This window comes from Nostoc linckia z4, assembly GCF_002608075.1.
GTDB classification, from domain to species: Bacteria; Cyanobacteriota; Cyanobacteriia; order Cyanobacteriales; family Nostocaceae; genus Nostoc; species Nostoc linckia.
Map to the genome: position 1 here is coordinate 159,103 of NZ_LAHA01000003.1, position 24,185 is coordinate 183,287.

Genomic DNA, 24,185 nt, shown 5'->3' on the forward strand with positions numbered 1-24,185 from the left:
AACCTAATTTTTGGATTTTCAATGGTTATTTTTTCTACCGTCAACCCAGCATAACTGCGGTTTTACTTTGTTGGCAGTTAATCCTCTGCTACACCCATGAGCTGTTTCATCAAATCCAAGCCTTTCTTAACTCTACGGGAAACAGTTACTACACTAATGCCCAGATGTTCAGCTACTTGCTTTTGTGTCAAATCTTGCAAAAACACGCATTCCAAGACATCGCGAGTGCGTTTTTCTAGCTGAACCAATGCCTGTTGCAAGCGAAGTTGGTCTTCTTGTGCTAATTGAAAGCTGCGATAGTGAGGATCTGGAACTAATTCTCCTAAACAAGTAGAACCTTCTTCTCCATCTTGGACTGGCACATCTAAACTCAAGGGAGCGCGATTCACCCATGCTAATTTGATCTCTTGCCATTCGGTGGGAGAAATTTTTAGTGCTGCTGCTAATTCGGAATCTGTTGGTTGGCGATTATGTGTTTCACGCCAACAACGTGAAATTCCTATTGCTTGTTGTTGCAGTGCTAACCATCTGCGAGGAATTCGCACTGTGACGCCTTTATCTCGCAGATAGTGTTGAATTTCGCCTCGAATATAGGGAAGAGCATAGGAACTAAAGGCATGTCCCTTGGAAAGTTCAAATCTTTCAATAGCCCTAATTAAACCCAAACATCCAACTTGGAGCAAATCATCATAGGTTTCATGACATTGATTTGTCCAATAGTGAGCTTCTTTTCTCACAAGTCCAAAATTGAGTTTTACCAGTTGATTGCGAACATTTTCAGAGCGAGATTGCTGATATTCTCGTAACAACTGCCAAATTTCATGTTTTAATTCATTGGTGACTGTGGTAGGCATAGCACCGGGTTTATTGAGTAAATAAAGAATTAATAACTCGCGCTTAAACTCAGCTGCGATCGCACATGATATTAAAGACAATATCGTGCTGTATGCCCTAGTAAATTGATGGTAAATAACAAAATTTTTTAGAAATTTACCATTATTCACTTGACAATTTAGCAATATTTAAATGGCTGAAATAAGTTCGATTTAGTTTTGTATCCAGCAAAACTTAAGAATCCAGAGCAGAGCCAAAGACGATCCTAAATTCTGATTTGTGATTTATTCTGCAATTAATTTGGGTACGATCTGTAGTTGGATTTGAAAAACTACATAGAAATAAAATATATAATTAATTACCAAATATCAAACCGAGATTGTACTTAATTTATTCCATTCATTCTCAAATTGACTTCTATAAACAAAATTCAAAAAGTAAAAAGTTTATTGGAAAAGTAAAATTTGAATTCACAGTAAAATTACATATATAGTTCGATAAATTCATTAATTATCCAAAAATTATTAAATAAAAATTAAAAAAGAGTATGTATATTTACGCAATTAATAAAAAAAGGGCATTTTGCCCTTTTTTGTAGTTAATTTATAGCCATTTGGTAAAAACCTACTTACTCCAAAAAATAAGGGGGTAAGGGGTTAACTCTTGTGATGAAAGCTGATGCTGACAGAATTGTAGTTCTGAATGCCAATCAGTTACAAAACTCAAAAGAATTTGGCTATGATTTGGTTTCAACCCGACCGTAGAATATACCGCGAATCTTAACTTCTTTAGGTTCGCCAGCACCTAAATCAGTATCAGATGGCTGTTCGCTCTCGAAAGTACCAGCAATTTCACCGCTACCGCTATCCACCTTGGCTATTTGCAGAGAAATCTTACCGTTGAGAATTTCTGCACGCTTGACGTTAGTACGGGTGAGTTCTTCGTCATCGGCTTGGGCAGGTAGAGCTACGGCGTTATCATAGCCACTAACCACACCACGACCTTTGGGATCTAGGAAAGCAGCACCACGGTAAGAAGGAACTTTGAAACTACCTTCAAAATCAGTGGAGGTATTAATACTGGTCAATTTGGGTTGGGTTTGAGCAACCAAGTTTTTGATGGTGAAGAGGAAAGGTACTCGCTCACCACCAGGGAGTTGCACGGTAATGGCTTGGAAGTCAAGACCATCAGTTTCCACAAAAGTCAGGCTATTATCTGAGTTGATTTTTAGGTCGCCTTGTACCTGGTCAATGGTGGAAGTGTATCTAGTCAACAGTTTGCCAGCAACAAATTCTGCTTCTTGGCGTTTGTTAGCAGGTTCTTCTTTGACGAAGAAACTAGTTGGTTCTAAGCAAAGTTCTTTGATGGTGTATGACTGGCTAGAATCAAGGGGAATAGAACCACGACTTGTTTCTGATAGTTGAGGGCATTTGTTAGCCAAGCCAGTGCCTCGAATTTGTTCGTAAGTGAGTACATCCCTACCACTACTAGTAGTAGGAGCATCACTACAAGCAGTTATTAGCCCCAGGCATAAAGCCAAGAATGCCACAATTAAAGCGCGATACCTCATGGTCAACCTCAATCTCAAAAATTAATATCTAAGTTGTAAAACTGCATCGAACTGTGTTATGTATGTGACGCCACTACATACGCCTATTGTTTGATGGGTAAATCAGCCAGATCATACGATTTTTTTTAACTCAAAATCAAAGTACTCTAGTCTCAAGCAACAATGTTCCGATCCCCTCTAGCTCCCGTGAAGGCTGTGCTAAACGGTACTGCGCTGTTTTAGAAGCGATCGCAAATGTTTTTCACAAAAATACAAATCTAGTTATATTCAGTCGTGATTGAAGAAGTTGAAAGTGGAAGACACGGGGACGCGGGGACGCAAAGAGTTGAAAAAACTTCTGGAAAATTCTACAGGGTGTTGGTCTACTTGGGTCAAGTGAGGCCAATCAATCAAGCCGGCAAACTAGGGAAAATTAAAAATCTCCGGTAAATTTGAGTTGACCTCATTTACACGGAAAGGATGGGATGAACAACAACAAAACTATTGACTCAGAAAATTTGCTTTCTAAATTGCAAGCGATCGCAACTGTGGTTCATGATACAGTTGATAGCTGTCAAGGCGACACTGTAGCTCTTTTGTCTTTGCTACGAAAATTAGAGCAGTTACACCGAGAAATTCGAGATGGGGTTTTTCAACAGAGTTTGCCTGTTAACCGTCGCCAACTCTACTCACTGCTGAAAGATATTGAATCTGAGGGAGGCTGGCCTTATATTGAGCGGATGAGATTACAAGCTTTTTTGGCGAATTTTCCTGAAGAAGACACCAAAGGAAATAGCCCTGAGCTTTTGGAAAACGATCCCTCCTTTAGTTAATCCACCAAGAGTCATTACTCATTCGTAAAAAACCAATGCCCTATGCCCCTTTGCCTAGAGTATGCCATCACAAATATGGCGATCGCGCTGTTCTATATTGCGGTTATGTTTGAGGTAATCATCCACCCACTGGCAACCGCGAGCAACTAAGTCATGAAGATTTAAATTCCAGAGAATTATCGTATTGTCATTACTAGCTGATGCTAGTGTTTGACCATCTGGACTAAAGCTGACACTTAATACTGGAGCGTGATGCCCGTTGAGGCTTTTGATTAATTTGCCTTCACGGCTCCAGAGTTTCACTGTACCGTCCCAACTAGCGGCGGCGAGTAATTTCCCATTAGGACTGAAAGAAACGGCATTGACGCTATCGCTGTAGCCCTTTAACAAGGTTTTTAGCAATGTACCATCCCGTCGCCAAAGTTTTACAGTGTTGTCCCAACTAGCAGAAGCTAGCAATTCATCAGTGGGACTAAAGCTAACACTCAACACCCAACTGTCATGGGGCGAAAAAGTTTTGAGTAACGTGCCATCTCGCCGCCAAAGTTTTACTGTTTGGTCATCGCTGGCAGAGGCTAAAAACTGATTATCAGGGCTGAAACTCACACTATTCACCCAGCCGTGATGCCCCACTAGGGTTTTGAGTAACTTGCCTTGACGATTCCAAATCTTTATCGTTTTATCTTTACTAGCTGATGCCAAAAACTCGCCATCTGGGCTGAAATTTACGCTCATAACGCTATCACTATGTCCGTAGAGAGTCGCGATTGAAGTACCGTCAAGCCGCCAAAGTTTCACAGTTTTGTCATAACTTCCGGAAGCTAGCATTTCACCTCTAGGGTCAAAACTAACACTAGGAACTTTATCTGTATGCCCGACCAAGGTTTTATAAAGTCTGGTTTTGACTTCACCACTGGTGGTGTCTCTTTGCCAAAGTTTGACGGTGCGATCGCTACTACCAGAAGCTAGCATCTGGCCATTGGGACTCCAAGCAACGCTCAAAACTCGATTTTTATGCCCTTGGAGAATAGACGGTGTTGGCGCATCTAAACTCCAGAGTTTGATGTTTTTGTCAAAACTTCCCGAAGCCAGCAATTTATTATCGGGACTGAAAGCTACACTAGCAACGCCATCGTTGTGTCCTTTAAAGGTTTTAAGTAAGCTGCCAGTGATACTCCAGAGATTTATGGTGTTGTCTTCACTTCCAGAAGCTAATTTTTGACCATCAAAACTAAAGCTTAAACTCCATACTGTGTCGCTATGGTGGTGTAATGTTTTGTAAAGAACAAAATTAATAGCACTGTTGTTTTCCTCTCGCCGCCAAAGTCTTACTGTTTTGTCTCGGCCTCCCGACGCTAACAATTTCCCGTCAGGACTGAAAGCAACCACCGTTACACCTTGTTGATGTCCCTGCAAAGTTCTAAGCAAGCTACCATCACGTCGCCAGATTTTTACTGTTTTATCGTCACTTGCTGAGGCGAGGAATTGCCCGTCAGGACTAAAGTTTACCCAGTTAACCCAGCCATCGTGTCCCCTGAGTATTTTTACGAGGCTACCGTCTTTGTGCCAAAGTTTGATCGTTGCATCCTTACTGGCGGTGGCTAATAACTCGCCATCAGGACTGAAATTAACGCTATAAACCCAATCTCCATGTGTTTTTAAAGTTTTATATGGTTGGGGATAAAACTCACCCGTAATGGGGTTTTGACGCCAGATTTGCACTGTTTTATCAAGACTGGCGGAGGCTAGGGTTTTCCCATCAGGGCTGAAACTAACGGCGGTTATCGCGTCATTATGACCTTTGAGGGTTTGGAGTAAGGTTCCATTGGGACGCCAAAGTTTTACTGTCCGATCTCGACTTCCTGATGCTAGTAACTGGCCATCTGGGCTGAAAGCTATTCCCCAGACAATATCGGTGTGCCCTTCTAAGCGGTTGACCTCGGTTACTCCATAAACCGCTTGTTGCAGGGCTGTGATTACCCGCATTCGGGTGTCTGGTTGCACAAAGTCTGCCTTTTCAAGTCGTCTCCAAGCCCGTAAACTTTCTAATAAGGCATCAAATTCTTTATTAGAAGCAAATAAAGCTTCGCTAGCAGCTGCGATCGCACTAATTTTTAAGTTGGTTTCACTGCGTTCAGCTCGTAAAGTTTGGCTAATTGCTGCTCTTTTCTGTATGTCAGCTTGCCACCATAATGCTGCTATCGTTCCCCCCATGATTGACAGCACTACGCCTGCTATGCGTGCTTCTTTTAACCGTCTTTGTAAAATTAAATTGAGTTGCTGTTGACTAAGTTTTTGAGCTACTTCTGCTTTCTTTTTTTCTAGCTTGATTTTTTCTAATTCGGCTGCAATTCCATAATTGTTTTTTTGGCGAATTGGTTCAACTAAATAATCGTGAACTAACTGGTAGCGATCGCCTAATTCTTCTCTGACTCGCAACACCAGCCCCGAACCTACCAATATTTCTAAAATCAGTTCGCCAACTCTGTTAAAATTTGATATTGTATCGATATCTTGATTATTAGCTAGTGCAGCAGCTAAATCGCCTTTAGTTTTTAATGGTCGCGTGCCTTTTTCATCAGTTAATTCAAATAATAATTTCCAACTTAATTTTTCATTTTCCTGACCGCAATCTTTGATTACTTCTCCTAGCCAGCGCTCCACTAATTTTGTCCAGCCTCCGCAAAGTTTATATTGTGCCAGTGTGGTAATGTTTTCTATTTCTAGTTGAGCGCCGACTATTTGTAATTCAATTGGATGTACTTCGTCTAGTTCTCCTGTTAAATCTTCTACTAATCGATTAATTAATTCATCACTCAATTCATAATGAGAACGTTGAGTCAGACTATAAATTATCGCTTTGGCATCCTGTCGAGAAAATTTTCCTAAATAGTAACGAATATCTTTGTCGAGAATATTTTGATTAATGACTCCTAAGTCATATATTTCAGTAGTATTTTTCTGACTCAAGCGTTCAAATTCTAATAAATAATGTAAATAATCTTCTCGCAATGAAAGAATAATTTTGACATAGGGAATATTTAAACATTCACTAAAAAATTTATAAAATTCTATTCTTTGTGTGCTAGGACTGCTAACAAAGAAAAATTCTTCAAATTGGTCGAATATCAGAATTATTGTATGATTGCGCTCAGTTGCCAAGCGAATATTTTCAAGCAGGATATTAGGTGTATAGTCCAGATTAATGGATATTCCTGTGTGTGCTATAGCTTGGTTAATACTGCTTACTAAAACTGTCACCCAATCAGTATAAACAGATAAAACAATAGGTATGGGAATGCGTTCGCCGATGGCTTTTCTTCTGAGTGCTGGTACTAAACCAGCTTTGAGAATTGAACTCTTTCCGACACCAGATTGTCCATAAATTACTGTGAGTTTGTAGTCAGCGCGAGCAATTCTTTCAATTAAGCGATTAACATCCTGTTGTCGTCCAGAAGCAGATATTTCCTGGGCGACTTCCTCAGGAATAAACGATATTTTATCAGCTTCTAATACTGGGTTAATTTTAGAGCGTTGTGGTTGTAATTGACTAGCACCAACGAAGGCGCGAAAGCCATATTGGTGTTCTATTTGAATTTTTTCCCGTTTGAGCTTGAAGGCTTCTGTGTAGTCGTGACGCTCAAAAAAGTAAAGCGATCGCAATTCCTCTAAAATTTCTATGTAAAGTGATGGCTGATGTTGCAGTTCGCAAACTACCTTCGCCCATTCCAAGTTATCGATCGCTTCTTCCCACTCGCCTAAATGCCTCTGTGTACGCGCTAATAATAGAAGATACCAACTTTCTTCTCTTTGGGAAACTTCTGTTGCTGCTTCACAGATAGAAAGTGCTGTATTTGCTAGTTCATGAGCCAATACCCAATTTGATTCATAAGCCGCTACATTCGCTAAAAAACCATAATTTTGAGCAATTTGTAAGGCATTTCCATAAATTTTGTGTAGACGTAATGATTTTTGAGCTAATTGTTTTAATTCACCCCAAGCTTGTAAACGTTGTAGCATTTCACAAACAGGTGAAATAAATTTCGCAACTAAATCTTCTCTTTCTACTTCTTCTAATATTTCTAGGCACTGTTTAAACCATAAAAGAGCATGTTGACAATAGCTACTATCAGCACTGTGATTTAAGTCTGCCATCCGCCGATAACATAGTCCCAGATGAAATAGTACTATTGCTTGTTTTAGTAAAGGTAAGGAAGATGTAATTTTATTTTCCCGCAAGGTGGGAGATGAAGAGGATGAAGGGGATAAAAGTAATTGTTCGCTAATTTTCCGGACTTTGCCACTTTCCAACTGTGCTACTCTTCTTGTTTCTTTCTGCCACAATGCTAGGCTTCTTTGATAATTGGCTAAAGCACCATTAATTTGATCGTTAGCATATTTATCTCGCCCTAAAACAAACTCTAGACTCGCTTCTAATCCTGGTGTTAATTGAATACCATACAAGCGCAGCAAATCGTTACGCGCTGATTCTATTTCGTGGCGATGTTGGGATTTGGGATCTAAATGTAGAGAAGCATTAGATAAAAATGTTTCAGCACCTGCTTCTAAAACTTTGGCAAATAAAGATTCTGCTTCTTGATTAATTAAAGCAATTAAATCTGTTTTTGCCATTTCAAACTTAATAGTGGTTGCAGCCCAGCTTTTGAAATCAGGGGCTAATCTGGAAAGCAATGATGCTACTTCATCTTGTAGCCACAATACTACTGGGAATGGAAAAGTTGCAGCATAGATATCTCGTGCTTGGTTGATGCCTGTAAGTAAGTTTTCTAGGTCGATAATTGACTCAATACCAAAAATCATGACAGCTGATGGCAAAGAGTCTGTGACAACCACGGGATTATCCAGAAATAATTCTGAAATTATTGTGTTGTGTAAGGAAGTAGTTGATGGATTGAGAAAGATTTCTCTAATATTGATGTCTTGAGTCAGGGAGCGAATATTTTCTAACATTTGCTCCCGTAGCTGCCCGTAATTACACCGGACTAAAATCAAAGCAAATTGACCCTCAGAAAGGGCGATCGCTCTAATCAGTCTTTGCAAAGTATGTTGATTTTCTTTGGTCATTGGGTATGGGGCATTGGGCATTGGGCATTGGGCATTGGGGGATGAGGAAGATGAGGGACAAAGCTGCTCAGTCCCCAGTCACCAGTCAACCCTATTTTCAAGCCAGTGTTATTGGTTTTGTTGCCAAGCCAAAACTTTTTCTGTTTCTGCTAAGGCTGGACTGATACCAAACCAGCGCCCCACAGGATCGCGATATTCAAACAGATACATGCTTCGTAGTAAGCTTTGGTAGTCAGACTCGCCTTTAACTCTCTGCTGTTGTACTACTTCAAACAATAATTCCCATTGGGATTCATCAATAGCTAATAGCAAATCATCACGGTAGTCTTTAATCACAGCTTCTAAGCAGTCGCTAGAAAACGGCGGATCTTGTCGTTGCAGACAGCTATAAAGTAAACCCAATAAGTTACGAATGTGGCCGCCGCTAACGCGACATAAGCGATCCAAGGTTTGGGAGTTATCGAATAATTCTGTAATGAGTGAGAGTCTTGTATCTAAAGGAACCTCTGGAAAAGCCCTGGCTAAGACTAACTGGCGTACCAATGACATCCCTGGTTCATAATCACTACCATCTCTTTGTCGCAGCAGCACCATCGGTAATACTTTGGGGGCAATCCCTCCCCCCAAGCGATTTTTCAGTGTCTCGTACTCATTAGAAAAAATTAGTGCTAGGGGAATTGTGTAAACTAGGTGGCATTTGAGTCGGCGTAACTGTTCGCCTCGGTCGATAAATAGGTACTCTGGTTGCGATCGCCCTGATGCTAAGGGACGCATATCCACTCGATCTAAGTTATCTACAATCACTACCAGTCCTTTTTGACCGCGCAGTTTGAGCTGATTAACAGCTTTTTCTAAAATTTCTTCGTTAATCGCTTGCAAAATACTGTTGGTGCGTGGTTCGAGATATTGCCTCAGTTGATTACGCAGCTGATTGCTATCTTTGGTTTTGGCGGTAATTTTAGCAATTCCTAAGGACAACTCTGCTTCTGCTGAAATTTCTATGGGACTTTGCAAAAAATCGCCTACTTCTTTAAACAAATTGCTAAAGTAACCAGGTTTGAGTTTGATACCAATCCCTTCTAAACTAATACTGACTTGACGCGCTACACTCAGCAAAATATCGCTGACATCAATATCCGCCATGTCTAAATCTTGACTGGACTCAAAATAAACTACATGAAATCCCGCCAATTCTAGTTCTGTTTTCAGGCGCTGCAACTCTGTGGATTTACCGCAGCCAATGTGACCAGTAAATAACTGGCAGGTTGGCTCGTCAGGGGAAATACGACAGATTGTCCGTTGCAATTCTTCTACAATCTTGCAACCACGTACATCAGCAAAATCTATGTAATACTGCCGATCTAGCACGTTACTTACATTTAATGTGTAGCTAGGATTACATGCTTTATAAAAACGTGACAAATTTAATGTCATTCTCATGTATGTTGAGGTCTATTTCAGAGAAAACAGTGTTGGGAGAACAGGAAACAGGGAAACCCATACGCCATAGCGTGGGATTATGACAAGGACGCCGTTTTTCCTCGCGCTTTGCGTCTGATAAAAACGTCTTTTTTAAATTGGGCTTTAGACCCAGAACTAAAGTTTTCGATCGCTGTTTCCTGTTCCCTCTTAAGAGTTCCCTACTCGAAGGGGTTTGTGATGTGTGTGTAGATGCAATTAAATTTGTATTTTTTATACAAGTAATCTCTAGCCTACATTTAGGCACACGCTTAGTTTGCAAGTTGGTAGTGTCTTGCAACAGACAGTACTCCTAGCGAGCCTACACCGAGTAACTGTGAGTATATGGTAGAGATTTAATTGACCCTAATAACGCTAAGCATATCTGTCCTTTTTACACCTGCTATTGAGGTTTTGACAATCTCTAGCTTTGGCTTGAACAAAAAGAAAAAAAGTGGCAGGTAAACTGTTTGAGATCGCGGGTTTTCCCTGATGCCTTTGTCCTCTTGGTTTGCTTAGCACAAATGTTAATCCTAAACTTAACAAGTCGCAAAAACTACTAGACTAGATGATTTTCAGTTTGTATAGCTCATGAGGTAGGACTGGTATTAATTATAGCAATGTATACATAAATCTAGTAAATTTTCATCTATCATTTCACATTGTATTTGTCAATAAAACAAAATTTTAAATATTTCAATTAATATTTCGTAATCATTGAGAGAAGAAAGTTAGATGAAAACTTGTCAAAAAGACTACAGTCAGTTCAAAATGGACACCGGAAACTTTAATAACCACTAATGACTAGCGCCACGATTTTTGTTTAGTTACTGTAAAGTGTTACTAAAAATAAAAAAAGTCTTGAGGAGTACGGCTAACAGATGCCGACAGTGTTTACTGAAATTAATTAATGATACAAATACGTCAAGGATTTTGGACTGCAAGGAAAAAGGGGTTTGAATGGCTGGCATAATATCAGTTTCCCGCACGGATCTAGCCCAGCGTCGTAAAAAATTACGTCGGCAAAGGCAGATGAAAATTATTCAGGCGATTTGGCGAACCATTGCCATTACCAGTTTGGCCAGTGGATTGCTGTGGGTGGCAGTCCAACCAATGTGGATGCTCAAAGCTTCTAAGCAAATAGTGATGAAATCAGGCAATAAATTACTGTCGGATGAAACAACTCGATCGCTATTGGTGCTGTCTTACCCCCAGTCATTGTGGCGAATTGAACCGTCGGCCATCGCCAATTCCTTGAAGCAACAACCAACTATTGCCAATGCCACCGTTAGACGCCGCCTATTTCCTCCTGGGTTGATTGTTGACATCCAAGAACGAGTACCTGTGGCGGTGACTCAAACACCAACAGTCCAAAATCAAAGCACTAGTAACAAAAAAGTCACAATTGGCTTACTAGATGCAAGTGGAGTTTGGATACCCTTAGAAAAATATACATCACTCAACCCCACCAGAAAATTACCCAATCTCAGAGTTATTGGATTGCCAAAACAATACTGCCTCTATTGGAATCAAATTCATCAAGCTATCAGTCAAAGCCTGGTGAAAGTGATGGAAATTGATTGCCAAAATCCAACGAATTTAATTTTAAAAACAGAATTAGGAAACGTGCATCTTGGCACTCCAGGGCCGCAATTATCAGAACAAATCAAGGTACTAGCTCAAATGCGCCACATAACAGCAAAACTCAATTCTGGCGAAATAGAGTATATTGATTTGAAAAATCCCGAATTACCATTAGTACAAATGAACCAAAAAAATTCCAAATTAACTCCCAAAATCCCTGGAAACATTTAGACTGTCTGATATGTTCAGCGCTCTTAGTAAATTAAGAAGCTTTATGCTGATAAATATATTTATTATTTTTAGCTTTCTCGCAAACCGCAGGAAAATCGGCATTAACTTCTAATTAAAATGAAAAGACCGATCGTAAAATCTCCATTGTGAGTCAAAAAGCCCGTAGTTGCGCTCCTAATATCTATGTAGTGGGGTGCAAGATGCCAGACAATCTAGTGATGACATCTAGCGTGCAAACACTTTCTGCCATACATTCTGCAACTAAACCCAGTGCAAAAAGCAGAAAAATGTTTGAGTTTTCCATTAAAATCTGACTCACAAGCAGAGAACAATCTCTGAAAATGGTTGAGGCCGCTATGAAAGTGCAAAGCCGAGAATGCTCTGACTTTAGTCTTTTTAAGACACTTTGGAACTGGCCAAACAGGGTGTAGCAAGAGAGATTTCGATCTTTTGTTGTCGGTGCAACTCACATAGTCTCTTATACTAGACTATTGCTACAACAAAGTGTCCATTAAGACTCCCCAAATAACAAATTAATCAGGTATAGTCTGACAAGCAAATTATTCCTTACTTCCATCTCTAGGATAAGTAAGTATCATGTAAATTTTGTGTCTTAAATTGCAATCATCCCCAATGGTGAAATCTATTAACAATATTATTAAGGCAAAAAAAATCCAATGTAGTGTGTGCTTACAAGTTATGCCATCTACGGAGGAAAATGAACAGATTAATATCTGGTTGAAGTTATACAGAAGGCTTTTAGATACATGTAGGTATTGCAATGTATTCAACATTATGCAGAAATTATTGTTGTTCAGACATATCTGTAGTAGTGTGGCTATATTTGACTACGTAAGATGGAATTCTACTTCTGTAGAATTTGTTGTGCCATCGCCTATTTTAAAAGCGTACCCCAGAGTAAATTTTCGCACAACGAATTCTGTTAGGCTTGGCAGTAGTGAAAACAATAAAAAACACTGCCACAATGTTATGGCAGTGTCAAACTATAGTTGACTCTTAGTTGAATAACACCCCAAAAAGTCGTTTATCTACCTCTCACAAATCCAATGACACTTGATAATAACCAAGGACTTACCTATAAAGATTCCCAATCTACCGGACAGCCCGGTTTCTCTTTGGCAGTTAACTCCACCAATCCCTTTAACTCTGGGTTGAACTTCGGACAAAATCACGATAATAAGAAGATTTCTCCTGAAAACAGCCGCATTGGGGAAATTGTCCCCGGTCGGGTTGCCAATATTAAAGTAATTGGTGTCGGTGGTGGTGGTGGTAATGCTGTTAATCGGATGATCGAGTCTGATGTCTCTGGTGTAGAGTTTTGGTCAATTAATACTGATGCTCAAGCCCTAACTCTAGCTGGCGCTCCTAGTCGATTACAAATTGGACAGAAGCTGACACGGGGTTTGGGAGCAGGTGGTAATCCTGCCATTGGTCAAAAGGCGGCTGAGGAATCACGAGATGAAATTGCCACGGCTTTAGAGGGTGCAGACCTAGTATTTATCACTGCTGGTATGGGAGGTGGTACTGGAACAGGTGCAGCTCCCATTGTGGCCGAAGTAGCCAAAGAAATGGGCGCTCTGACTGTTGGCGTGGTTACACGTCCATTTGTTTTTGAGGGACGCCGCCGCACCAGCCAAGCAGAACAAGGTATTGAAGGACTAAAAAGTAGGGTAGATACGCTGATTATTATCCCCAATAACAAACTCCTGGAAGTGATCCCGGAACAAACCCCGGTACAAGAAGCTTTTCGTTATGCAGATGATGTGCTGCGTCAAGGGGTGCAAGGTATTTCTGATATCATCACGATCCCCGGATTGGTAAACGTTGACTTTGCGGATGTACGAGCTGTAATGGCAGATGCAGGATCGGCATTGATGGGAATCGGTGTTAGCTCTGGAAAATCTAGAGCCAGAGAAGCGGCGATCGCAGCTATTTCCTCTCCTTTGCTAGAATGCTCCATTGAAGGCGCTAGAGGTGTAGTCTTTAATATTACTGGTGGTACTGACTTGACTTTGCATGAAGTGAACGCTGCCGCAGAAGCAATCTATGAAGTAGTCGATCCCAACGCTAATATTATTTTTGGCGCTGTCATTGATGACAGACTCCAAGGCGAGGTCAGAATTACTGTGATTGCTACTGGGTTTACAGGTGAAGTACAAACAGCACCACAACAAAGCGTGGCTAATGTTCGGGTAGCACCCAATACTCCCAAGCGACCAACAACACAACAACCCACAATTAATCCTCCAACTCCAACTCCAGGCCCTACTCCCATTCCAGAACCAAAAGAAAAACTGGGACTAGACATACCTGATTTTCTGAAAAACCGACGTACACCACGGAATTAAGAAATTTTGGATTTGAGATTAACTTCATAGTCTTAGACCAGGCTGAGTGTTGTATAAAATCTGCTAGTTTCAGGGTTTTACCAAAGGTAGGGGTAAGCAATACGTTGCCATCCCTAATATTGCTAATTGGTAGAAAAATTTCTCAACGCTACTTACAAAATCAACTTGGGCAGGAATCCACTGATTTCCATGTCTAGCTGTGCTTTTGTCAAAAAAGCAGAACGACCCGCTCGACTCAGGATGTGTATGTAGACCTTGCTCCTTGTAGATATGGCTACATCTATGATTGTAATTTATTTAACTCAAGAAATATGTTTACTTAATTTTATACCAACTGAAAGAAACAATGCAACAGATACATGCTGCCAAACCCTTGTTATGTCGCCTTTCTTAATACGCCAATTTTGATTTGGTATTAAGTAGCGTGAAAAAATTATGCAAGTGTCCTAACTCAGTATATTTGCTAAGAATAGGACACAAATAAAAATTATTTTTTAATTTTTAAAATTTCTTCAATCCATTGAATCACCTGATGAGCCAGACGAGTACCATCTAAGCGGTCAATCTCACGAATACCAGTGGGGCTGGTGACGTTAACTTCAGTCAGGTAGCCACCGATAACATCAATACCCACAAAAATTAAGCCTTCTTGGCGTAAACGTTCAGCTATTTGGGTGCAGATTTCATGCTCTCTTGGAGTAATTTCGGTTTGGGCAACTGTACCACCAGTGGCCATATTATTGCGAAAGTCAGTGCCACTGGAAAGGCGATTCAGGGCACCTATGGGTTCGCCATTGAGTAAGATAATTCGTTTATCTCCTTCCTTTGCCTGTGGTAGATAAGTCTGCACCATCACTGGTACTTTACCTTGGAGAGTACTGAGTTCGATAATGGAGTTGAAATTGCGATCGCTTGATTGCAAAATCAAAATTCCTTCCCCAGCTTTGTTACCCAATGGTTTGAGAACCGCAGTCCCCTTTGCTGCCACAAATTCTCTAATAAACTGCTTATCAGCACTAACAATGGTTTCTGGAATTGCTTTGGTAAACTGGAGGGCGTACATTTTTTCATTAGCCCCTCGAATACCGCTAGGACTATTAATCACCAAAGTTTGATTTTGGTCAATGTAATCGAGAATATAGGTAGCGTACAGGTAGGAATCATTGACCGGTGGATCTGTCCGCATGAATACGGCATCCATTGTTTCTAAGGAAGCGAAAAAGCGTTGGCTCAACTTATACCAAGGATTCGCTGCTATCCAGCGTCCCTCATCCAATTCCACCGGTACAAGTTCGACTTGCTGTAGGACAGCCCAAGCTTTGCTCCCGACCACACTCAACAGATTTGTCTGAGTCACCCAAACTTCGTGTCCCAGGATTTGCGCTGCTTCCATCAGGGCAACGCTAGTATCATGACACGGGTCAAGCTGATGGATGGGATCAATGATAAAAGCCAGTTTCACGCTGTCTGCCTCAATCACCAGAAAATTAAATGGTTATTCAACTATTATCTCCTGATGTTCTCACCAATTGATGTATGGGCATAGCTTAGAACCTAATATTTTAATAGACAGCGCTTTTGCACTGCCTTACTTTTCGAGAATTGTAGCGACTGCCGTGTATGTCCAGCGGCTTGTCGCCAGAAAGAGCGATATTTTTTGAACTAAACGCTATTGCTAGAAGTTAGTAGTTCGTCTAGCTTACCTTGATTATCTAAAGCGTGGATATCATCACAACCACCAACATGCTCGTCATTGATGAAAATTTGCGGTAAAGAACGGCGTCCATTTGCTCTTTGAGCCATTTTATTTCTGGCTGCCTCATCTCCGTCAATGCTGTATTCGATAAATTCAACTCCCTTGTTTCTCAGCAGATTTTTAGCACGGATGCAAAATGGGCAAGTCCTCCAAGTGTAAATTTCTACTTTTGCAGCCATAAAGTCCTCAAAATGATTTAATACTCCTTAATTTTAGAACTTTGTTATGGAGTGTAGCTGCCCCATTTTGTTTTGATTTGATTTTGAGAAATAGCTAACTGGTTTCGCAACAATAAAAGTTAGTCAGAAAATAATAACTTTAGGCTTTCGGCTGAGATAATGTTGATGTCAAAATCATTAATATATATGAATTACTAAAAGTATATTTGAGTATCTGATGAATCAAGAAATCTATAAGATTAAAAAAGACACACCCGATTCTACTAAAAGAATAACTAGACATTGTATTCTCTTAGGGAATATAACTGGTGTGTCATTATGCAGTTTTTAGGAAACTGCTATTGAAGTTGGCGCTAAAGTTTTTTTCTTTGCTACTTTCAGCGCACCCAGAGCAAATAGCCCAAGGGCAGCTACTGTACTAGGTTCAGGTACTTTTTTTGGTGGAGGTGGGGGAGGAGTGTAGTAAGGGGCTTGTCCTTTGAGCTTGCTACTTCCGTTGCGATTGTTTCCAGAACCGACGCTCATTAACCGCACCCCAAAGTCTTGCTCAGAAAATTGAGCCAATGTTAAAGCTTGGGAAGTATGGGATAGGGTAAAGATCGTAGACTGAATGTCACCTTTTCCTTGACCGATACCTTCTTGACCAATTTCTACCCCGGCATCAAAGAAGCCGCCACCACCATTTAAATTGTTACTACCGCTACCAATGGAGTTAATTGTTCCAGCAGGGCCAAATTTGCTGGCTGTTATATCTGTACCGACTACTTTGAGACCACTGAGGAGTGAGTCATCTTTAATGTTGAAGAAAATACCGCGAATGTCAGCAATTGTGTTACTGCCAGTAGATAAATAATCTACTTTAAACTGAATTTTGCCTGACCCTGCTGCTGCATCATCTAAGGTAAATTTTACCCTAGTATCCGCGCCGGTGAAGTCGTTAATAGTAAAACTCATCGAAGCGGCATTAGCTGGGGAAAAGGCAGAAGACGATATCACAACGGCAGTAGCAGCTAAAAACGAAGGTATTGCTGCGGTGGAAAATAAATGTTTCATGTTAATCAATGTTTTGGAAAACGAAATGGTAAGACTTTGTTGGTAGTTATGGGAATTTGCTGCTTGCTATCCATGTATAATCAGATGCACCGAGTGAAAAGCCTTCTCCCACTCTAAATACTGGATTTTAAGTTGTCCACAATACAAGACTCATATTCAAAAAGACTTCATTTTTCTCTTCACATAATAAAATCACCCAGTAATAATACTGGGTGATTTGATAATTAAAAACTTATTTGATTTCAGTATTTATCCACAATCAACCGCATATTCAATCAGTTGCCCAAGGCGCTGACGTAAAGTTTCTAATCCCAACCTCTGACTAGCAGAAATAAACACCGCCAAAGGAAACTCTTCTCTAGCCAAAGCCAGTGTCTCACTAGTGGCTCGATCGATTTTATTAAAAACAACCAGCGCCGGGCCGGGAGTGACTGGCATTTGTGCGAGAATTTCCCTAACCGAACGAATATGACGCAACCAAGCTGGATGAGATAAATCTACTAAATGCAGTAGGGCATCGGCTTCTGTAACTTCCTCCAAAGTGGCGCGGAAGGCATCCATTAAGGATGGAGGTAGTTCGTGTATGAATCCCACTGTATCTGTAATCAGAATTTCTTGAGGTTCATCAGTTTCGCCATGAGGAATTACTAGGCGGCGGGTAGTAGGATCGAGAGTGGCAAATAGCTGGTCGGCTGTATAAACTTCTGCATTAGTCAGAGCATTTAGCAAAGTAGATTTACCAGCATTGGTATAACCAACCAAAGCTACTGAAGGAACTTCTCGATGCTGTCGTCGTTGTCGTAAGCGCGAACGATGCGCTTGTAACTGGTTAACTTCTTTTTGTAATCGCGAAATCCGTTGCCCGATCGCACGTCGTTCAGTTTCTAGTTTAGTTTCACCAGGGCCACGAGTCCCAATACCACCACCGAGTCGGGACATGGCGCGACCTCTACCAGTTAGTCGCGGCTGCATATATTCCAACTGTGCTAGTTCTACTTGCAATTTACCGGCACGGGATTGGGCGCGTTGGGCGAAGATATCTAAAATTACTTCGGTACGGTCAACTACGCGGACACCAATTTGCGCTTCTAAGTTGCGGACTTGGGAGGGTGAGAGGTCGCGGTCAAAGACGACGAGATTTACTCCCAGTGTTTGGGCTGTGAGGGCGATTTCTTGGACTTTGCCTTCGCCGACTACTGTTTGGGGATGAATGCGCGATCGCTTTTGTTGTATTGTCTGTAATACATCTCCCCCAGCGGTGTCAACTAAACGAGCCAATTCCGCTAGGGTGTCTTGGAATTGTTGGGGGGTCATTTCATCAGTCATTAACCCCACAATTAACACGCGATCGTGGTCAGCATCTACTTCTTGGGCGACAAATTCTCGCTGGAATTCGGCTTCCAGATTTTCCACCAAGTCGATTAAATCCTGCTGTGCCAGTTCTTCCAAATCCAGAGGAGGCGATATATTCCAACTCGGAGATTGGACTTGCTTGTGTTCTATGTTGAAGCCAGCAGGACTTGTAATCAAAGTCCGCGAGTCTTGTTGCGGCGTCAGATGAGCCAAATAAGCTTCTTTGACGTAGCCAGTAGCGCCGCCTCCCCGCCGGGTAAATCCTGTTCCGGTAATATTTAGCACTACCAAAGCATCTAAACGTTGTAGTGCCATAGCCGTGAGTGCCGCTTCATTGGGCGGTTCAGACTTAAGATGAGTGGCGATACAACGAATACCACTGAGTCGTTCTGCGCCATAACGAGGTAATTCCAAAGGTGGAATTTGCGTTTGACGCGGCGTGCCTACCCCAACACGAATCACTTGTCCGCGACGGTTGAGATAGGCACACACAGGGTGATTGAGTTCTGTACTGATTGCTGCCAGACGCTGGGAAAATTCAGACGTGGTGATGCGATCGCCTGGTATGCGCTGGTGATAAAGCCGCTGTAGTTGTTTCAGCTGGCTGGTCTTTAGACCTTGGAGATTTCCAAAGATAGTCTCTATAGGCGTTTCTGACCAGTTAAATGGCCCCCCGAATCCTTCTTTAGTCTATTTTACAACAGGCTAAGGGGTGCAAACTCTTTCCTTTGAGGGATGAAATCTCAATTATTCGGAACTTACGCAGGGAGATTATTGGTTGAGGTTGGGAATAGGGCATGGGGCATGGGGCATTGGGCATGGGGAGATGAGGCAGACAAGGGGGACAAGGGAGATGGGCAGGGGGGGTAGGGGAGAATAATAAATCCCCTGTCAACTGTCAACTGTCAACTGTCAACATACCCAATGCCCAACTTAACCTACCCGTATTCCCGCAACCAGCTTAGGATAGACTAAAAGAATTTTTTGAGGAAATGGTAGAAAAAATTACAGCCATATTTAATGGCAAAGTGTTTTATCCGTCTGAACCCATCGTGCTGCCAACTAATACCCGCGTGCGAATCAGTATTGAAATTTTACCGCCCAGCGAACATGAAACAGTATCATTTTTGCAAACAGCACCATCGCTTAGTCTGCAAGGGCCAAGTGATTGGTCTGCCAATATAGACAAGTATTTATACGCTAAATAAACTTTTCATGCATTCTGAAGTTTTTCTGGATACATCATTTGCTATTGCCTTATCTGCACCAAGCGATCGCTTGCATCACCGAGCTTTACATCTCGCTAAAATGTTACAAGCGGCAGAAACTCGTTTAGTGACAACACAAGCTGTGATGTTGGAAATTGGCAATGCCCTATGCCAGCTACCTTATCGTCAGGCAGCGATTATATTATTGAATTCTTTGGTAGCAGACTCGAAAGTCGAAATTGTCCCCCTTTCCCAAGAAATCTACGAACGTGCTTTTCAACTTTATTGCGATCGCACTGAGAAAGAATGGGGATTTGGCGATTGCATATCTTTTATTGTCATGGAATATAGCGGAATTACCGAGGCCTTAACTGCTGACGAGCATTTTCAACAAGCAGGGTTTCGAGCATTATTGCGAGAAAATTTGCCCTGACTGTTGAGTGTTAACTGTTGACTGAAAAATAAGGTCTAGCAACTAGGTAATAGTAAATAAATATTTAGAAATATCTTCTCAGTACCCAATCAACAGTCAACAGTCAACAATCAACACTCCTTATTATTCCGTTACAATCAGCTTGTGCGTTAGGCTTTCACGAGTTATCAGCCATGAATTTGATTTTCGATCCACCGATTCCTGTGAAAATTCAGAAGATGAAGGAACGGGTGCGGTGGATGCATCCGAGTTTTGTGCAACGGGGAATTGACCAAACCACTTTGGCCATCGACGATGGCAAAAATCATAGTCCAGAATTTTCTTTTATGGTTATCGGTGATTCTGGTACTAAATCCCATTCTCCACACCACCCCCAGCGAAAAGTTGCCGAACTGATGCTTCCTCACCGTGAGGATTGCAGTTTTGTGTTGCACACAGGAGATGTAATTTATGTGGTGGGTTCTCATGAGTATTACTCAACAAATTTTATTCAGCCTTATCGGGAATTTCTTGTAGGTGGCCACAACCCCAAAAGCATTTCCTATAACCAAATGGTGTTTAACCTACCATTCTTGCCAGTACTTGGTAATCATGATTACTACGATGTGCCGTTCTTGTACCGTTTATTTACGGGTACAACATGGTCTCTACGTCGGCTGTTGAAGTACAAAGATATTGAGATTGGCTGGCATGGTTCCTATCAAGGGAATGCCTATGCACGGGCGTTTATGGATTACACTGCGGGGATGTCTTCCCAAGAGTTAGAACGGCATTTAGATCGACACTACACTGCTAAAACTGACACAGGACGCTGTTTGCGCTACGAGCCGGGAAAATTCACCCGTTTACCCAATCGCTATTATACGTTTCGTTACGGGGGAATCGACTTTTTCGCACTGGATTCTAATACATTTAATACACCATCACCTTTACCTGCAACTCAAGAGGGAGAGATTTACCGTCAGGAATTGCAAAAGCGCCGTCATGAAATAGATACAGAAGAATTGCAAATTTTGAAAATATGCGATGGACTCAATCCTGATAAACCTACTGAAGCGGAAAAACTAGATGAACTGAGTGCTAAATTAGACCAAATTGATGAAATTAAAATCGATATTGAAAAACAACTAGCATCAGAGAAAATACTTACCATCGATTTTGAACAACTAGAATGGTTACGAACTAGACTTATTGAGTCTTGGAATACCTCCGAGGTGCGGGGACGCGTAATCTTTTTCCACCATCCACCCTATGTTACAGAAGCTACCAAGTGGCATCAGGCACAAACCTTAGCGGTTCGCCATCGTTTGCGCTTGGTGTTTGAACAAGTGGCTAAAACTCTTGGTTCTTTAATAAAAGAGCGCCCCATAGTGGATTTGATTTTAAACGGTCACGCCCATTGTTTGGAATATCTCCGCACAACTGACACAGGATTTGCGGATTCCCACATTAATTGCATTATCTCTGGTGGTAGCGGTCATCGCCCCCGGTATCAACGGCAAGAGGGCACTGAATTGATGGAGACTTTTGCAGAAATGGCTGGCGATCGCAGTCGTAAAATTGCTGATTCTAAGCTTTTTATTGGTCGCTATAAATACAATTTACAAAAGCGACTGCCTTACTCTGGCGTGCGGATTGATGTATTAGATGGTAGTCCACCGAAGTTTATTGTCAAACCGCTAGTTACTGAGCGTATTGGTGAAGAATGGTATAACAGGGAATTTGAATCTTTTGTGATTTAGGCAGTTAAAAAGACTATGGCCCAGTAATCACAGCTACTGGACAGTGTGCTTTATTGAGAATTGCATCTACTCTATGACCGAAGAAAACACGACCCGTAACCATTCGGATATTGCTCCCTAAAACAATTAAGTCAGCCTGTTTGCTTTGGGCAAACTTGAGGATTTCCTTTTCTGGGCTGGTTCCTTGAAGGATATAAGTTTGGACATCAGCGCCTAAATTACGACCAATTGCTGCTTGCTGTTCTAACAGATCTTCCGCGATTTCCTTTACTGGAGCTAGCGATCGCTGTTCGTAAAGAATATACTCAACCTGTGGTAAGTTAATCACGTTGACAATAGTGACTACTGCCCCAGTGTGAGCGGCGATGGTACTTGCTACTTCTACAGCATTTTTACTGTATTCTGTGCCCACTGTTGGCACAAGAATGTTTTTCAGCTGTTGTTGAGCGATTTTGCATGTCTCACCTTGGGGCTGGGGTAGGTGCGACTTCACCACCATTGTTGCACAAGGGGCTTCTTGCACTACTCGGTCAACAAGTAAATTGAACAATGCTTTTTGAGGGCGTATCTGTTCAGAAGCTCCCAGTACAATTAAGTCATAGTTTTTGTTTGCTTCATTCAGAATCACCTCTGCCTTACTGTGCCCAGACTCCGTTTTTATTTGTAAGGTGGTATCAGCAGATAATTGCATTTCCTCAGTCACACAAGCAAGAGCTTCCTCAGCAGCAGTATCTTTCACTTGGGTTGCTGTACGACGTGCTTTCTTTGGGGGCTGCTTGTCGCTCAAAGCGTATAAAGCTGTGACTTCTACCTGGTTTTGATGAGCCATATAACCAACTAACTGGGCTGCAAGTTGGATGTTACTTCCGCCGCTAGTCGGCACTAAAATACGATGTATCCGCTTGATAAAGCTACGGCTATACTGTTCTTCTTGCTCTAAACGTCGAGCTTCCTCTTCACCCATAACCACCTTCGACAGGGTGAAACGTAAGAGTGCTGGAGCCATTAAAGAAGTTACGATCGCCACCATGACTATAATTGAGTACATCTGCGGATTGAGGACTCCCAAAGATAAACCAATTGTGGCAACAACAATCTCCATTGCTCCACGCGCATTCATCCCGGAACCCATTGCTAAAGCTTCCCAATGGCTCAACCCCCCTACACGAGAACCAAGATAAGCACCCGTAAATTTACCAATACAGGCCACAGCAAGCACAATCAAACCAAATATCAAGGTCTGGGGAACTAATAGGGCTAGCAAGTTAACTTTCAAGCCAGCGGCGGCAAAGAAAATTGGCGCTAAAAAGCTGGCTGTGAATACTTCTAGCATGTGTCCAGCTTCACTACTAAAGCGGCGGGATTGTCCCGCCAGAATCCCCAACACGAAAGCACCCAAGGCTGCTTCTAGTCCTAATGCGTGGGTGAATGCTGCTGCGGAGAGTGAAAGAACCAGCACAACCGACATACTAGCAGCGATGCCGCCAACGTAGTCATCAACCCAGCGCAAAATCTGGTCTACGATGGTACGCCCAATTGTAAAGGCAATGCCGAGAAACAATACTGCTGCACTCACGGAGTGGAAAATTGTCCCAAAGTCAAATTTGCCGCTGCTAGCTAAACCCGAAACCACAGAAAGTAAAATCCAGCCAATGGTGTCGTCGGTCATACCGGCTGCTAAGGTAACTTGACCAATGTCACGGCGAATCAGGTTCAAGTCCATCAACACCTTAGCAATCACAGGTACTGCTGAAATACTCATTGCTGTGGCGATAAACAGACTGAATACCAGTCGCTTTTCTGGGTCGGCTAAAAAACTATCTGGCAATAGCCAGCCTAGTCCAAATCCGGTGATAAAAGGGACAATAATTCCACCGAGTGAAATCAGCAAAGCCGTTTTACCTTTACGCAGAATCAGTTTTAGATCTGTCTCTAGACCTGTCACAATCAGCAAAAATAACACCCCTAACCAAGAAATTACTGAAAGTAAATCAGACTGTTCTTGGCTTTTGGGAAAGATATGCGCCTGTAAGTCTGGAAAAAGCAAACCAAATAAAGAAGGGCCAAGCAGCACACCAGCCAGTAATTCTCCAACAACGGGTGGTTGGTTAATCCGGCGCATGAACTCACCTAATCCCCGCGCTACTAAAAGCAACAGCGACAGTTGTACCAGCACCAACAGCAGTTCGTGATGACCGAGAGGTTTAATCAGACTAGCACCTGCTCCTTTCTGTGTAGCTAGTACAGGCAGTAACATTAGGGATAGGTTTTGCATAAAAAATTTTGAAAAAGCTAGCTTTCAGTAAAGAGTGTTAGTGTTTACTTCCACATCACTCTAGAAGATTAAAATTTGATTCCAAAAGGTATGATTATGATGAGCGATCGCCTTGAGCTTGGGAGCATTGCAAATGGGCAAGTTTATTAAACTACGAGATTGTAACTTACCTCAAAGATTGAATCAACAAACCACAAAGGACGCATAGACGCGTTAGCGACTTCCCGCAGAATCGGACACAAA

Annotated in this window: 15 protein-coding genes; 6 read left to right on the plus strand and 9 right to left on the minus strand. The window is 41.8% G+C overall.

Annotated elements, in window-relative coordinates; translation table 11 throughout:
- Positions 1–77 precede the first annotated feature (77 nt).
- A complete protein-coding gene (locus tag VF06_RS04465) occupies positions 78–854 on the minus strand; it encodes an RNA polymerase sigma factor SigF (RefSeq protein WP_099066790.1) in 777 nt (258 codons plus the stop codon).
- Positions 855–1,570: 716 nt separating this feature from the next.
- On the minus strand, positions 1,571–2,404 hold the full coding sequence (locus VF06_RS04470) for a photosystem II manganese-stabilizing polypeptide (protein ID WP_099067307.1): 834 nt from the start codon (positions 2,402–2,404) through the stop codon (positions 1,571–1,573).
- Between the two features lie 464 nt (positions 2,405–2,868).
- On the opposite strand from VF06_RS04470, the gene VF06_RS04475 reads away from it, so the two are divergent.
- On the plus strand, positions 2,869–3,216 hold the full coding sequence (locus tag VF06_RS04475; RefSeq protein ID WP_099067308.1) for a hypothetical protein: 348 nt from the start codon (positions 2,869–2,871) through the stop codon (positions 3,214–3,216).
- A 54-nt stretch (positions 3,217–3,270) separates the two neighbouring features.
- On the opposite strand, the gene VF06_RS04480 is transcribed toward VF06_RS04475, so the two are convergent.
- Entirely contained in the window at positions 3,271–8,322 is a 5,052-nt protein-coding gene (locus tag VF06_RS04480) for a WD40 domain-containing protein (protein WP_099067309.1), read from the minus strand.
- A gap of 87 nt (positions 8,323–8,409) precedes the next feature.
- Positions 8,410–9,741 carry a P-loop NTPase fold protein gene (locus tag VF06_RS04485; RefSeq protein ID WP_099067310.1) on the minus strand — a complete coding sequence of 444 codons (1,332 nt, stop codon included), beginning with the start codon at positions 9,739–9,741 and terminating at the stop codon, positions 8,410–8,412.
- A 978-nt stretch (positions 9,742–10,719) separates the two neighbouring features.
- Between VF06_RS04485 and VF06_RS04490 the strand changes: the two genes are divergently transcribed.
- Both VF06_RS04490 and ftsZ read left to right on the plus strand, forming a co-directional pair.
- Entirely contained in the window at positions 10,720–11,574 is an 855-nt protein-coding gene (locus VF06_RS04490; RefSeq protein WP_099067311.1) for a cell division protein FtsQ/DivIB, read from the plus strand.
- A gap of 1,067 nt (positions 11,575–12,641) precedes the next feature.
- Positions 12,642–13,943 carry a cell division protein FtsZ gene (gene ftsZ / locus VF06_RS04495; RefSeq protein WP_099067312.1) on the plus strand — a complete coding sequence of 434 codons (1,302 nt, stop codon included), beginning with the start codon at positions 12,642–12,644 and terminating at the stop codon, positions 13,941–13,943.
- A gap of 487 nt (positions 13,944–14,430) precedes the next feature.
- Here the strand turns inward: ftsZ and gshB are convergent, their stop codons facing one another.
- The 4 genes from gshB to hflX form a co-directional block, all read right to left on the minus strand.
- Entirely contained in the window at positions 14,431–15,405 is a 975-nt protein-coding gene (gene gshB / locus VF06_RS04500; protein WP_099067369.1) for a glutathione synthase, read from the minus strand.
- 200 nt (positions 15,406–15,605) lie between these two features.
- Positions 15,606–15,878 carry a glutaredoxin 3 gene (gene grxC / locus VF06_RS04505; protein ID WP_099067313.1) on the minus strand — a complete coding sequence of 91 codons (273 nt, stop codon included), beginning with the start codon at positions 15,876–15,878 and terminating at the stop codon, positions 15,606–15,608.
- Between the two features lie 327 nt (positions 15,879–16,205).
- Positions 16,206–16,931 carry a PEP-CTERM sorting domain-containing protein gene (locus tag VF06_RS04510; protein WP_099067314.1) on the minus strand — a complete coding sequence of 242 codons (726 nt, stop codon included), beginning with the start codon at positions 16,929–16,931 and terminating at the stop codon, positions 16,206–16,208.
- 249 nt (positions 16,932–17,180) lie between these two features.
- A complete protein-coding gene (gene hflX / locus VF06_RS04515) occupies positions 17,181–18,929 on the minus strand; it encodes a GTPase HflX (protein WP_099067315.1) in 1,749 nt (582 codons plus the stop codon).
- Positions 18,930–19,276: 347 nt separating this feature from the next.
- Here hflX and VF06_RS04520 point away from each other — a divergent pair, with 347 nt between their 5' ends.
- From VF06_RS04520 to VF06_RS04530, 3 genes are all read left to right on the plus strand, one after another.
- Entirely contained in the window at positions 19,277–19,492 is a 216-nt protein-coding gene (locus VF06_RS04520) for an antitoxin family protein (RefSeq protein ID WP_099067316.1), read from the plus strand.
- A 7-nt stretch (positions 19,493–19,499) separates the two neighbouring features.
- Positions 19,500–19,925, plus strand: a complete 426-nt coding sequence (locus tag VF06_RS04525) for a type II toxin-antitoxin system VapC family toxin (protein WP_099067317.1) — start codon at positions 19,500–19,502, stop codon at positions 19,923–19,925.
- 173 nt (positions 19,926–20,098) lie between these two features.
- On the plus strand, positions 20,099–21,667 hold the full coding sequence (locus VF06_RS04530) for a metallophosphoesterase family protein (RefSeq protein ID WP_099067318.1): 1,569 nt from the start codon (positions 20,099–20,101) through the stop codon (positions 21,665–21,667).
- Between the two features lie 13 nt (positions 21,668–21,680).
- Here the strand turns inward: VF06_RS04530 and VF06_RS04535 are convergent, their stop codons facing one another.
- Entirely contained in the window at positions 21,681–23,924 is a 2,244-nt protein-coding gene (locus VF06_RS04535) for a cation:proton antiporter domain-containing protein (RefSeq protein ID WP_257208110.1), read from the minus strand.
- Between the last annotated feature and the right edge of the window lie 261 nt (positions 23,925–24,185).

What these genes read in the sequence shown, in the direction of transcription:
- VF06_RS04465 (WP_099066790.1), bottom strand. Translation starts at nt 854, where the DNA reads ATGCCTACCACAGTCACCAATGAATTAAAACATGAAATTTGGCAGTTG.
- VF06_RS04470 (WP_099067307.1), bottom strand. Translation starts at nt 2,404, where the DNA reads ATGAGGTATCGCGCTTTAATTGTGGCATTCTTGGCTTTATGCCTGGGG.
- VF06_RS04475 (WP_099067308.1), top strand. Translation starts at nt 2,869, where the DNA reads ATGAACAACAACAAAACTATTGACTCAGAAAATTTGCTTTCTAAATTG.
- VF06_RS04480 (WP_099067309.1), bottom strand. Translation starts at nt 8,322, where the DNA reads ATGCCCAATGCCCCATACCCAATGACCAAAGAAAATCAACATACTTTG.
- VF06_RS04485 (WP_099067310.1), bottom strand. Translation starts at nt 9,741, where the DNA reads ATGAGAATGACATTAAATTTGTCACGTTTTTATAAAGCATGTAATCCT.
- VF06_RS04490 (WP_099067311.1), top strand. Translation starts at nt 10,720, where the DNA reads ATGGCTGGCATAATATCAGTTTCCCGCACGGATCTAGCCCAGCGTCGT.
- ftsZ (WP_099067312.1), top strand. Translation starts at nt 12,642, where the DNA reads ATGACACTTGATAATAACCAAGGACTTACCTATAAAGATTCCCAATCT.
- grxC (WP_099067313.1), bottom strand. Translation starts at nt 15,878, where the DNA reads ATGGCTGCAAAAGTAGAAATTTACACTTGGAGGACTTGCCCATTTTGC.
- VF06_RS04510 (WP_099067314.1), bottom strand. Translation starts at nt 16,931, where the DNA reads ATGAAACATTTATTTTCCACCGCAGCAATACCTTCGTTTTTAGCTGCT.
- VF06_RS04520 (WP_099067316.1), top strand. Translation starts at nt 19,277, where the DNA reads ATGGTAGAAAAAATTACAGCCATATTTAATGGCAAAGTGTTTTATCCG.
- VF06_RS04525 (WP_099067317.1), top strand. Translation starts at nt 19,500, where the DNA reads ATGCATTCTGAAGTTTTTCTGGATACATCATTTGCTATTGCCTTATCT.
- VF06_RS04530 (WP_099067318.1), top strand. Translation starts at nt 20,099, where the DNA reads ATGAATTTGATTTTCGATCCACCGATTCCTGTGAAAATTCAGAAGATG.
- VF06_RS04535 (WP_257208110.1), bottom strand. Translation starts at nt 23,924, where the DNA reads ATGTTACTGCCTGTACTAGCTACACAGAAAGGAGCAGGTGCTAGTCTG.